Origin of the sequence: Paenibacillus sp. FSL H7-0690, assembly GCF_037980415.1 — a bacterium.
In the GTDB taxonomy this organism is placed as follows: Bacteria; Bacillota; Bacilli; order Paenibacillales; family Paenibacillaceae; genus Paenibacillus_AQ; species Paenibacillus_AQ odorifer.
Genome location: NZ_CP150281.1, coordinates 2,581,490 through 2,594,598 on the forward strand (window position 1 = coordinate 2,581,490; position 13,109 = coordinate 2,594,598).

Annotated in this window: 9 protein-coding genes; 6 read left to right on the forward strand and 3 right to left on the reverse strand. The window is 43.3% G+C overall.

What is annotated here, in order from left to right; genetic code table 11:
• Nucleotides 1–7 precede the first annotated feature (7 nt).
• The gene (locus tag MHI32_RS11155; protein ID WP_340012349.1) at nt 8–889 is read right to left on the reverse strand and encodes a DUF4850 domain-containing protein; all 882 of its coding nucleotides are present in this window, start codon (nt 887–889) and stop codon (nt 8–10) included.
• 181 nt (nt 890–1,070) lie between these two features.
• On the opposite strand from MHI32_RS11155, the gene MHI32_RS11160 reads away from it, so the two are divergent.
• Nucleotides 1,071–2,165, forward strand: a complete 1,095-nt coding sequence (locus tag MHI32_RS11160; protein ID WP_076280902.1) for a glycosyltransferase family 2 protein — start codon at nt 1,071–1,073, stop codon at nt 2,163–2,165.
• 1,911 nt (nt 2,166–4,076) lie between these two features.
• Nucleotides 4,077–4,205, forward strand: coding sequence for a hypothetical protein (locus MHI32_RS11165; protein ID WP_256715861.1), 129 nt, complete (start codon nt 4,077–4,079; stop codon nt 4,203–4,205).
• Nucleotides 4,206–4,293: 88 nt separating this feature from the next.
• Here MHI32_RS11165 and MHI32_RS11170 read toward each other — a convergent pair whose 3' ends face one another.
• Nucleotides 4,294–5,904 (reverse strand): helix-turn-helix domain-containing protein, encoded by a 1,611-nt coding sequence (locus MHI32_RS11170; protein ID WP_076305632.1) that lies wholly within the window; start codon nt 5,902–5,904, stop codon nt 4,294–4,296.
• A gap of 14 nt (nt 5,905–5,918) precedes the next feature.
• On the reverse strand, nt 5,919–7,643 hold the full coding sequence (locus MHI32_RS11175) for a sensor histidine kinase (RefSeq protein ID WP_076130368.1): 1,725 nt from the start codon (nt 7,641–7,643) through the stop codon (nt 5,919–5,921).
• Nucleotides 7,644–7,899: 256 nt separating this feature from the next.
• Between MHI32_RS11175 and MHI32_RS11180 the strand changes: the two genes are divergently transcribed.
• The 4 genes from MHI32_RS11180 (at nt 7,900) to MHI32_RS11195 (ending at nt 13,104) form a co-directional block, all read left to right on the forward strand.
• Complete coding sequence (locus MHI32_RS11180; protein ID WP_076309906.1) at nt 7,900–9,504, forward strand: extracellular solute-binding protein; 1,605 nt, start codon at nt 7,900–7,902, stop codon at nt 9,502–9,504.
• 82 nt (nt 9,505–9,586) lie between these two features.
• On the forward strand, nt 9,587–10,510 hold the full coding sequence (locus tag MHI32_RS11185) for an ABC transporter permease subunit (protein ID WP_340012351.1): 924 nt from the start codon (nt 9,587–9,589) through the stop codon (nt 10,508–10,510).
• A gap of 17 nt (nt 10,511–10,527) precedes the next feature.
• Nucleotides 10,528–11,451 carry a carbohydrate ABC transporter permease gene (locus MHI32_RS11190; protein ID WP_076130365.1) on the forward strand — a complete coding sequence of 308 codons (924 nt, stop codon included), beginning with the start codon at nt 10,528–10,530 and terminating at the stop codon, nt 11,449–11,451.
• A 48-nt stretch (nt 11,452–11,499) separates the two neighbouring features.
• Nucleotides 11,500–13,104 (forward strand): extracellular solute-binding protein, encoded by a 1,605-nt coding sequence (locus tag MHI32_RS11195; RefSeq protein ID WP_340012354.1) that lies wholly within the window; start codon nt 11,500–11,502, stop codon nt 13,102–13,104.
• Nucleotides 13,105–13,109 lie beyond the last annotated feature (5 nt).

Sequence of the window (13,109 nt, forward strand, 5' to 3'; positions counted from 1 at the left end):
CCCACCCTTAGTCCAGCCTCTCTGCGTTTGGGTCAGCAATGAAGAGCGGTCCATGATTATCTGTAAAGAACTTTATGAGGGTCTCCACTACTTCCTGCTGTGGGGATGTTTGAGCTTGATGTATTCCGATACTGCGGAATAAATAACCCCATTCTCCCTTATCGTAATAGGCAGCACCCTCATCCTGATAACCATTCGCGTCTGCTTGAAGCGTATATCTGACCGTTCTTGCTTCAGCTCCAGCAGTACCTAAAATATGCTGTTCGCTAAACTTAAGCGGATTATTAATGGTAAATCCCAGCGCGTCAGCCCATTCGGCTTTTTCCGGAAAATAGGCTCCGATTGCAGTGATAGCACAGCCTATACAAGTCCAAGCCGTATCTGAATAGTGCATGTTTTGTTCCGGATGGTTCGGATCCTGAAAGGTAACTCCATAAGAACCGTTAGCGCCGACAACCGCAGTAGCCTGCCATCCGGCAGGAGCGAGTAGAAGATAACCTCCACCGATATCAGGGCGGTAGACCAGCGTTGCTTCTACTTGGTTTTTCATGTCTTGAGATAAAGCAAAGGTCATTTCAGGTATGGGGGGGATTTCTGTATTTACATATTCGTCACCACTATCAATATTTAGCTGCGCGAGCGTAGTGTGCAGTGGAATGATGACCTGCCCATTATCGGGATCACTGCTAGGAAATTCGAGCATTTCTTGAGTGGAGCTATGTTTGTTATCTGCTTCATTATTAGTTTGTGCGTTGGTGGATGTAGGTGGTGTGGTAGGTGTACCCCAGTCGAGCCCTTTATATCCAACCAGCAGCACTAGTACAATTACGACGCATAATATTGAAGTTAAGATCCAGCCGTTTCTAACTCCTCTTCGTTTGGATTTCATATATGTTGTACCTCCTTTGATCTTACTTATATAGACCTAAGAATGGAGTGGAAAGTTTCTTACATAACCTTTATATTTCTGAAGTTCTTCATGATCGGGCGGGATAGAGAGGGAGTCCGTTTCTTAAACCCTGCATATCAATATAGAAAGAATTTCAAACAAAGCGTGTAGGAGGGCGAGTATGGTTACGATTAGTTTATGTATGATAGTACGAAATGAAGAAAAAAGCTTACACAGATGTTTGTCTACCATTACAAGTCTCGTAGATGAAATTGTTATCGTGGATACAGGCTCGACGGATAAAACGAAAGAGATTGCGTTGTCCTTCGGAGCTGTAATTTATGATTTTGAATGGATTGATAATTTTAGTGCCGCACGTAATTTTGCCTTTAGCAAAGCTACTCAGGAGTACATTTTGTGGCTTGATGCGGATGATTATATAAAGGAAGAGGATCAGATTCTTTTTAAAAAACTAAAAGAAATCCTGCCAGGACATATTCACAGTGTGAACATGCAATATAATCTGGCTTTTGACGAAGCGGGAAATGTCACAGCTAGTTTACGCCGCAACAGGCTGGTTCGGCGCAGCTGCAACTTTCAATGGATTGGGCCTGTTCATGAGTATTTAGAGGTAAGTGGTCCTTCTTTTAGTAGTGATGTCTGCATCACACATGAGAAAGATAAGGAATACACAGATCGTAATTTGCGGATTTATCAAAAACGAGTTGCACAGGGTGAAGTATTTTCGCCGAGAGACCAGTATTATTATGCGAATGAATTAAGGGATCATGCTATAAATGAAGAGGCTTGCAAATACTATGAGATTTTCTTAGCGGGTGGGCAGGGCTGGATTGAAGATAATTTCCAGGCTTGCCTAAAGCTTGCCGAATGCCGGGAACGGTTGGGGGATAAAGACGGTGCATTTGAAGCGTTATGTAAAACCTTGCAGTATGATAAACCACGGTCAGAGTTCTGTTGCCGACTGGGGGCACTTCTGCTGGAAAAAGGCCAGTTGCATCCAGCCGCATACTGGTATGAGCTAGCGATTCAGCTACCGCGGGATAACGATTCGATGGGGATGAAGAATGGGATCTTTTATACCTGGCTGCCGCATCTTCAATTGGCACTTTGTTATGATCGTCTCGGCCAACACGAGAAGGCGAATCATCACAATGAAACGGCGTTGAGTTTTTATCCATCCCATCCTAGTATGTTATACAATCGCACCTATTTTAAAAATCTGCTTGGCGATAAATATGTAGCGCTTCAGGCTTAATTTAGTAAAAGAGATGCCCCAGCCGTTCTGATTATAACTGCTGGGGCATTAATGCGTTTTTTGGAGCTTGCAAGATTACTGGCAGTGGGGAACCTTCCCGTGATCCCCGGCAAGCTTCGCTAATTAGCTCCAGATTTCCGCGTAGGAAGTAGCTATCGGACTCAGTTGACCTTAAACGTTGCTTTATGGCACATTTGGAATTCTAACGGACCGCATAGTCGCTATTGACCAGAAACACACTCGGTTTGGAGCAATATCTCAGGAATAGCTGCACTGGAGTCCGAAACTGTGCTCAAAAGGCGATAAATGAGCAAATAGCGTCATCTGGGTCCGAAAGCATCAGAGGGGAGAGGGTGAAGCGGATAGTAACTGGCGGAGTTGCGCTGTCCTCTTGATCCCCGGCAATCTTCGCTGATTGGCTCCAGATTTCCGCGTACGAAGTAGCTATCGGACTCAGCGGACCTTAAACGCTGCTATATGGCACATTTGGAATTCTAACGGACCGCATAGTCGCTATTGACCTGAAACACACTCGATTTGGAGCAATATCTCAGGAATAGCTGCACTGGAGTCCGAAACTGTGCTCAAAAGGCGATAAATGGGCAAATAGCGTCATCTGGGTCCGAAAGCACCTGGGGCGAGAGTGGGGCGGGTGGTTACTGGTTGTAAGAGTAAGCTCGGGGAAATGACTCCGGTAGTGTAGGAGAAAAGGCGTGGCGGATGATTACCGGGTGTAAGAGTAAGGTATGAGGTGTAAGATTCCCGGTAGCGTAGGAGTATAGGCGTGGCGGATGATTACTGTGTGTAAGAGTGAAGCGCATAGTTACTGGTGGGGTCTTGGTCGTTTCCCTTGATCCCCGTCAAGCTTCGCTGATTGGCTCCAGATTTCCGCGTACGAAGTAGCTATCGGACCCAGCTGACCTTAAACGCTGCTATATGGCACATTTGGAATTCTAACGGACCGCATAGTCGCTATTGACCTGAAACACACTCGATTTGGAGCAATATCTCAGGAATAGTTGCACTGGAGTCCGAAACTGTGCTCAAAAGGCGATAAATGGGCAAATAGCGTCATCTGGGTCCGGAAGCAGGGGCGAGAGTGGGGCGGATAGTTACTGGTGGTCTTGGGATTTTCTATGATCCCCGGCAAGCTTCGCTAATTAGCTCCAGATTTCCGCGTAGGAAGTAGCTATCGGACCCAGCTGACCTTAAACGCTGCTATATGGCACATTTGGAATTCTAACGGACCGCATAGTCGCTATTGACCAGAAACACACTCGGTTTGGAGCAATATCTCAGGAATAGCTGCACTGGAGTCCGAAACTGTGCTCAAAAGGCGATAAATGGGCAAATAGCGTCATCTGGGTCCGGAAGCACCTGAGGCGAGAGTGGGCCGGGTGGTTACTGGTTGTAAGAGTAAGCTCGGCGTAAATGACTCCGGTAGTGTAGGAGAAAAGGCGTGGCGGATGATTACTGGGTGTAAGAGTAAGGTATGAGGTGTAAGATTCCCGGTAGCGTAGGAGTAAAGGTGCGGTGGATGATTACTGTTTGCAAGAGTGAGGCGGATAGTTACTGGTGGGGTCTTGGTCTTTTCCCTTGATCCCCGGCAAGCTTCGCTAATTAGCTCCAGATTTCCGCGTAGGAAGTAGCTATCGGACTCAGCGGACCTTAAACATTGCTTTATGCCAAATTTGGAATTCTAACGGACCGCATAGTCGCTATTGACCAGAAACACACTCGGTTTGGAGCAATATCTCAGGAATAGCTGCACTGGAGTCCGAAACTGTGCTCAAAAGGCGACAAATGGGCAAATAGCGTCATCTGGGTCCGAAAGCACCTGGGGCGAATGGTTACTGGATGTAAGAGTAAGGTCAGGGGTGTAAGATTCCCGGTAGCGAAGGAGTAAAGGCATTGCGGATGATTACTGTGTGTAAGAGTAAGCTCGGCGTAAATGACTCCGGCAGTGTAGGAGTACAGGCGTGGCGTATGATTACTGGGCGCAAGAGTAAGCTCGTAGGTGGATCATTATCAGCAGCGTAGGAGTAAAGGTAGACAGTAATTAATATTCAGAAGATATTCCAAAGAGGGTAACCCAGCATCCATGAAATAGATGCTGGGTTACCCTCTTTTAGTAAGCTGGATTGTATTGTTGTTCCTTTTTATAATCGTTTGGAGGGAGACCTACTTCTTGTTTGAAAAGCTTGGAGAAATAGGAGTAGTTGCTATAGCCGACTTTGTTCGCGACGGTATATACAGACATATTTGTGGTTTCTAATAGATGTTTCGCAGCCGCGATTCGGACGTGGATGACGTAGCTTCCTAATGAAACCCCAGTTTCTCGTTTGAATATCCTTGCCAGGTAATCAGGATTGAGATAAACAATTTCAGCCAAATCATTTCGGGTCAGGTCATCGCCGTAATGTGAATGAATGTATTGTTTGATTTCTTCTGCGACGGACTTAGGCTGGGCAGCAAAGTCACGATATTTCATGGCTGTAGTGACAAGGTATTTAAGATATTCTTCCATATCCTCGATTGAATCCAAAGAGTGCATAGATAATTTATCATTAGTTTTGCCAGAGTATAATTTGTGCGATCGTATCCCTTTCAGGTTGAGAAATGAATAGACTAGCTGAACTACATCTAAACGGAACAAGCTAAGGACAGAGGTCTCAAGTGTTCTATTGTTAAGCATGACCTTTAAATATTGTGTAACTTCTACAAGAAAAGCAGTGAATTTATTCTGGTTCAGCAGCTCTTCCAAATAGGCAAGATCCGGTGGTGCATAGCCCGGTTTATTTTGCTGCAGATAAGCCTCCACCAAAAAGGTCTGATTTCTGCATCTCGTAATTTCCTCATCCATAGTCAGGGATTGTTTTAGAACATTCCCTACATTACTCAGTTTATCGTATAAGCCAATATTGCAGCAGACATCACATTTTAAATAAGGATTCGCCTTTTGAATAAAAGAAGAACATAATGCTTCAAGCCGTTGCGTGTCTGGTGCCTGGTTCCATTTTAAAATGGCGATCCAGTTATAATCTCTATATTCCAGAATGCTTTCGATGGTAAAACAAGGGTGCTGAAACAATTCGTACAATACATTTAGCAGGGCAAAATCAAACAGATCCTTTTCTTCTTTTCCCATGCTGCCATTGTAAGGGAATAAGTTAAATATCAAAGGCTGTAGAGTATCGCTCATTTGATAGGAGAGGTTTTGTTCTTCAATGGCATGTGTGATGTCTGCCAACTTAATCGGAAATGATGTACTGCCACTAACTAGCTTCCGCCAAAAATGTTCAAGAATCTTCGCCTGATTTTTTTGCCAAAAGTAACCGCCCTGAATGGCTTTTTCGTTTTTTTGCTGCTCTTTTGCTTGGGTGACCGCCTTTTGGATGATCAACATCAGCTTGTCAAATTCAATGGGCTTGAGGAAATATTCAAAGCTCTGCAATTCGATTGCTTTCTGCGCATAGTTGAAATCTGCATAATTGGTAAGAAGAATTGTCTGAATACTATAATTTCCCTCGCGAATCCATGCCAGTAATTCCAGTCCGCTGCCCTGCGGCATTTCAATATCTGAAATCAGAATTTGAACAGAATGCTTTTCTATTATTTCACGTGCTTGAGCGACATTATTAGCCGTATAAACAGTATCAATGTGGAGTGATTCCCAATCTATTTTCTTTTGCAATGCGGCAATAACATAAAAGTCATCATCAACAAGCAGTACATTCATAGTTTGCTCTCCATTCATTTAGATTTATTAGGAAGCTTCGGAAGATATAAGATTACACTAGCGCCGCCGCCCTCCAAATTGGAGAAGGTGACGGTTGCTCTTTTTAAATATAGGTACTCTAGTCTTTTAAGCGTATTCATAATGCCGATTTGCGTACCTTTACTTTGATCCAAGGGCTCTCCAAGATTAAGTTTCTCTAACACCTGAGGTGGAAAACCGGGACCGGTGTCGGTGAGCTGGATAACGAGCATTTCTTCTTCCTGTTCCATCTGTAATCGTTGTACTGTAAGTCTGATCTCGGCTTCATGTTCGCGTGAAATCGCATATTTAATTGAATTTTCGATAAAGGTTTGCAGCACTAACGGTGGAATTTCCACACTGCCTGCCTGATCCTCTTGTTCGATGTAATAAATAAATGCGTCCTGATAACGTTGCTTTTGAATCTCCAAGTAGGTTCGGACATGCTCGATTTCATCCTCCAACCGGACAAAATTCTCGCCATTCTGAAAAATGTAACGGAAATATTTAGAGGTAGACAACGTCATATTTTCAATTTCTTTATACATATGAATTTGCGCCATGCTATAGATGCTAGTCAGACAGTTTAAGAAAAAGTGTGGTTTAATCTGTAGCTTCATATAGTCCAGCTGTATTCTTTGTTTCTCCAGTTCCTGCTCGTACATAGCGATTTTAAAGGTTTTGATTTGTTCAACCAAGCCTTTAAACTGAGTGTTTGCTTGTTCCAGCTCTATAATCTCACTGCTTTTGAAATCTGCGGGTTGCCCAGACTCATTAATGAAAGCAAGGTTATCGGAGAAGCTTTGAATCGGACCTAACACTCTTTTTTTGAAAAAGAGCAGAACAATGCATAACGTGGAGGTCACAATGAAGAACAATAACATAATAAGCAGCTGGGCAATCATGATTTTTTCGAATATGCCATATTTAATGACCATTTTGGTGCTGAAGGTGGTGTCTGAGAATGCGCTGTTGATGGTTGTACGCGATTGCAAAAGATTAGCGAATCCTTCATTTTCCGTTATTAACGTTCCGCTATTGGAGATCGGACTGGTTAAAGGCTGTTCATTCTCATCTACTAGAGAAACATAACCATTGGCGCCAAGATTAATTTGGCGTAGCGGCCGGATCAGATTATCTGCGGAGATCAGTCCAATTAAATAACGATTGTAATAGGGCACGATATTAATTACATAATAATGGTTGTTCACAAGAATAGGCGTCCATTTGGAATAAAACTTCTCATACATCTCCTTATCATCAATATAAGAAATAATCTTCTTTTTCAGCTCCCTGTAATCCGTATAGGTTACGCTGATCGGTGCACAATTCAAAAAATAGGTCTCATTTTTCAAATAGTAGAAGAAGTTATACTCATGCCCGTAGTTTTTTTGCAGCTCGGTAAAGCGTTTGAACAGATTATCATTTGCTTTTAAGAACTCGATACTGTTGACCCCGTAAGTATTCATCGTTAGTAAGCTCTCATCGTTCCCAAGCGTCCAGCCCATATAGTGATTAATGTAGGCAAAATCATGATTAATACGATTGATGTAAAGCGCCGCAGTATCCTGCAAATTTCGAGTGGACTGCTGCTTAACGATGGAAATGGAAGCGATGCTGATTCCTAAATCCAGAATAAGGACTGTGAATGAAACCAACATCATGACTTTTATATAATGGCGAATGGGGTAGGTTTTATGTTTCGCTGTTTTTTTGATCATAAAGTCATTATAAAACCTCTGCGTGAAAAAAACATAAGAACTCGCTAGTGATTTCCCTCAAAGTCCGGATAGCACATACAGAAGTCGGGATACTGTTATTAAATCTCCCCAAGTAGAGCATTTAGCTTTTGTATTTTTTGTAAGCGAATTCAAAGGTCTGGATAACCGTCTTAATGTGTCCGGAATACGAAAAAATAAGAAGTTATTATAAAGCTATTCAGATGCATTTTGATAAATTGAAATGGGGGATTAAGAGATGAGTCAACACAGTAAGAAAAAAACTGCAAAGAAATGGACTGTGGGTCTGCTGGCGGCTGCGATGGTAGTTGGAATTGCTGGCTGCGGCGGTAACAACGGGAATAATGCAGCGACAAATGAAACGAGCAGCTATAACAAAGAAGGTCTGCCGATTGTGAATGAGCCTGTGACACTTAAAGTGCTGACTGTCCGTTGGGGGAGTATGGGGGACACCTTTACGCAAAACCAATGGCTGAAGGATCTGGAGAAAAATACGAATGTCAAAATCGATTGGCAAGTAATGTCCTCCAATGACTGGGGTGAGCAGAAGTCCATTATGCTGGCAAGTGGCACGCTTCCGGATATCGTTTTGGGAGATCAAACCTTTGGGGATGCCGATATCGTAAATAATCTGAGCTTTTTCCGGCCGCTTGATGATTATATTGAGCAAAATATGCCTAATCTCAAAGCAGCTATGGAAGAAACCCCAGAAATGAAAAAAATCAGCACATTTCCTGACGGGAAAATCTACTCCCTGCCAACAAGACTTCCTGCACGTCCAAAAAGCTCACGTCAGCCTGTGATTAACAAGACCTGGCTGGACAAATTGGGCTTGAAGGTGCCTGAAACGATTGATGAGCTTTATAACGTGCTCAAAGCTTTTAAAGAACAAGATCCGAATGGGAATGGAAAACAAGATGAGATTCCTTTTATTGAAATTGGTAATGACTTGATTAGTCCTTTCGGAATTGCCGATTTGAATAACAATAATATGATTATCAAGGACGGAAAAGCGATATATTTCCCTGTTTCGGAGGAGTTCAAAGAAGGTCTCAAATGGGAAAATAAATTGTATGCGGAAGGCTTGCTAGATAAAGAGGTATTCACTCAGGACGATACAATGAGATCGGCTAAGTTCCAGAATCCGGATGCTCCAATTGTAGGCTTTACGTACCAGTGGACTCCAGACGCCGTGTTTGGAAAATGGAGCGATCAATATGTGACGATTCCACCGATTGCCGGACCAGATGGTAAACGTTATACGATCGGGAATCCGATTGGGATGAATCTTAACCGTAATGAGCTGCTGATCACCACATCCTGCAAATATCCTGAGGTTGCTGCACGTTGGGCAGATCAGTTCTATACTGACGAAGCGAGCATTCAGAATTTCTGGGGTGCGATTGGAACGGTTATTAAGAAAAACGATGATAGCACTTATACGTTGATGGATCCACCAGCTGGAACCAGCGCAGATGCTTGGTATTGGGATCAATCGCTACGTGATTTTGGACCGAAATATGTGAGCCCATCCTTTGAATCGAAAATTGTCCTGAACCCTGAAAGTGGAGATGGACTGAAGCTGCAGCTGGATAAGCTGGGCAGTGAATATGTAACCACACCTTTCCCTAACGTAATGTACACTTCTGAGGAGTTCGAGGAGCTGCCAACCTTGACTACGGATATCGACAGCTATGTGAATACTATGCGGGCGCAATTTATTAGCAAAGGCGGAATTGACGAGGGCTGGGATGATTATGTGAGTAAGCTTAATAAAATGGGACTTGAAAAGTTAGTTAAGATTCGCACGGATGCTTACAGCCGTTATATGAACGTGAAATAACCTATTCGTCTTTCGAAAAAGGTGCTGCCCTGCAGGATAGCTGTGGGGTAGCATTCTCTATTTTAAATAAGGAGGGGATGTCATGAAATCTAGTCCACTTCATTTCGGGCGGAAATTCGGACAAATCAAACAAAATTGGGGTCTCTATCTATTGCTTTTTCCTGCTGTAGTTCTGACGTTATTATTCGCGTACAAGCCAATGTACGGGGTGCTGATTGCTTTCAAGGATTATAGCCCGGCGTTGGGAATTGGAGGCAGCCCTTGGGCTGGATTCAAGTACTTCGAGAAATTTTTTCATTCCTATCAATTTTCATCAACGATTAAAAACACATTGATCATCAGTGTGTACAGTCTGATTACCTTTCCGATTCCAATTATACTGGCGCTGATGGTTAACCAGATGAGACCAAACCGGTTCAGACGTTTTTTCCAGACGGTGTCCTATATGCCGCACTTTATCTCCACGGTAGTAATGGTGGGTTTAATGATGATTTTGTTCTCACCTAGCACCGGACTGCTGGGCAATATATATAGTCTTTTTGGAAAAGAGACTCCTGATCTGATTGGCTCCGCTGGATTATTCAGCAGTGTGTATGTTTGGTCAGATGTGTGGCAGCATGTCGGCTGGGACAGCATTATCTTTATCGCTGCGCTCTCCGCAGTTGATCCTAGCTTGTACGAGGCGGCAACCGTAGACGGAGCAAGCCGGATGCATAAAATTCGTTATATCGATATTCCGATGCTGATGCCAACAGCGATAACCTTGCTTATTTTGCGGGTCGGTGGATTGCTTGGGGTTGGGTTTGAAAAAGTGTACTTAATGCAAAATGACTTGAACATCACTTCAAGCGAAATTCTTTCTACTTATGTCTACAAAATTGGCTTGCTCAGCAGTCAATACAGCTTTTCCTCGGCGATCAACCTGTTTAACACCGTTATTAATTTTATTTTATTGATCATGGTCAATCAGATTTCTAAAAAACTAAGCGAAAATAGCTTGTGGTAGAAGGGAGGAGCATTGAAATGGGAGGTTTAGAGACAGTTACTAAAGGGAATGTGGGGAAAATAAAGAAGAATCGTTCTTCGGATACTATAATGGAAATAGTGATGTATGTTATATCAGCAATTTTTCTAGTTATCTTAATTTATCCGCTATATTTTATCGTCATTGCTTCGTTCAGTGACCCTTCCGCGGTGGCGGGGGGGCAGGTTTGGTTATTTCCTAAAGGGTTCACCTTCGATGGTTACAAAGAGCTGCTGCGTCATGAAAATATTTGGATCGGTTACTGGAATACCATCATGTATACGGTGGTAGGGACGGCAATCGGTTTAATTGTAAATATTTCTGCGGCCTATGCGTTGTCCAGAAAGGATCTTGTGGGGCGAAAATATCTTTCCCTGTTTTTCATCTTTACGATGTTTTTTAATGGGGGGTTAATTCCGACTTTTCTAACGATCCGTGATTTCCATCTGTACGACACATTTCTGGTGATGGTACTGCCTTTCTCCGTTGGGGTGTTTAACATTATCGTTGCCCGCACCTTTTTTCAGTCGAGTATTCCGGGAGATTTATGGGAAGCTGCACAGATCGATGGTTGTGGAAATCTTCGATATTTTGTACAGATCGTTTTGCCACTATCGAAGGCGATTATTGCCGTGCTGGGTCTATGGATCGCCGTTGGTTACTGGAATTCATATTTTAATGCCTTGATCTATTTGAAAAATCCTAATATGTATCCCTTGCAGCTGATTCTGCGAAATATTCTGATCACCAATCAGATGCAATCGGGGATGGGAACCGGGGAAGCTGCGCAAATCGCACTACGACTCGCCAATATGATGCGGTATTCTGTTATTATCGTGGCAACGGTTCCGATTATGTGTGTGTACCCCTTTGTACAAAAATACTTTAACCAAGGGGTAATGATCGGCGCAGTGAAGGAATAGTACATTCGGCTATTCTACTAACATTCATTCGTAAGGAGCAAGAACGTTATGAAAAAGCAACAAAAAAACAGGATATATAGAACAATCACCGTCATTCTTTTAGTGACAACGTTGCTTGCTAGCCTTACTGCCTGTAAAGGGAGCAATGGGGTTAATTCTGTTGAACCTGAGCCGGGCGGATTTAACAAAGAAGGATTGCCGATAGTGGATAAGCCTGTGACGCTGAAAGTACTCACTGTCCGGTGGGTAAGCATGGGAGATTCTTTTACCGAGAATCAATGGCTCAAGGATTTGGAGAAGAACACGAATGTCAAAATCGAGTGGCAGGTGATGTCCTCCAATGATTGGAGTGAACGGAAGTCTATTATGCTGGCCAGCGGCACACTTCCAGATATCATTTTAGGGAGTCAGACCTTTGGAGATGCGGATATCGTCAATAATTTAAGCTTATTTCGGCCGTTAGATGATTATATTGAGCACAACATGCCTAATCTTAAAGCAGCTTTGGAAGAAACACCGGAAATGAAAAAAATCAGCACCTTTCCTGACGGGAAAATCTACTCGCTGCCTGCAAGATTACCCTCACGTCCTAAAAGCTCACGTCAGCCTGTGATTAATAAAACCTGGCTGGACAAATTGGGTTTGAAGGTACCGGATACGATTGATGATCTTTATAGCGTGCTAAAAGCCTTCAAAGAACAAGATCCGAATGGAAACGGAAAACAGGATGAAATTCCGTTTATCGAGATAGGGAATGATTTGATCAGTCCCTTTGGGATCGCGGATTTAAATAATAACTTTATGGTGGTCAAAGACGGAAAAGCAGTATATTACCCTGTTTCAGAGGATTATAAAGAGGCTCTCAAATGGGAGAGCAAATTATTTAAAGACGGATTACTTGATAAAGAAGCATTCACTCAAGACGAAACGATGAGATCGGCAAAGTTTCTAAATCCGGATGCCCCAATCGTAGGCTTCTCTTATCAGTGGACCCCAGACGCCGTATTTGGCAAATGGAGCGATCAATATGTGACCATTCCGCCAATTGCTGGACCAGACGGGAAGCGCTACACCGTTGGGAACCCGTATGGGATGAATCTGGAACGCAATGAGCTGTTGATCACTACATCCTGCAAGTATCCAGAAATTGCTGCACGCTGGGCGGATCAGTTCTATACCAATGAAGCCAGCATTCAGAATTTCTGGGGTGCCATTGGAACGGTGATTAAGAAAAATGACAACGGTACGTATACATTGATGGACCCTCCAACCGGCACCAGTGCGGATGCTTGGTATTGGGAACAGTCACTCCGGGATTTTGGGCCGAAATATGTAAGCCCAGCTTTTGAAAAGACCATTTTTCTAAATCCTAAAACCGGAGATGGACTGAAGCTACAACTCGATAAGCTGGGAAGTGACTACACAACACCACCTTTCCCCAACGTAATGTACACTGCAGAAGAGTTTCAGGAGCTACCGACCTTGACCACCGATATTGATAGTTACGTCAATACAATGCGTGCTCAATTTATAATCTCAGGTGATATTGACGAGCAGTGGGATGACTATGTGAAGCAGCTACGGGGGATGGGCCTCGAAAAGATGGTGAAAATTCGGACAGATGCTTTCAGCCGTTATATGGGCGTTGAATAACAAGA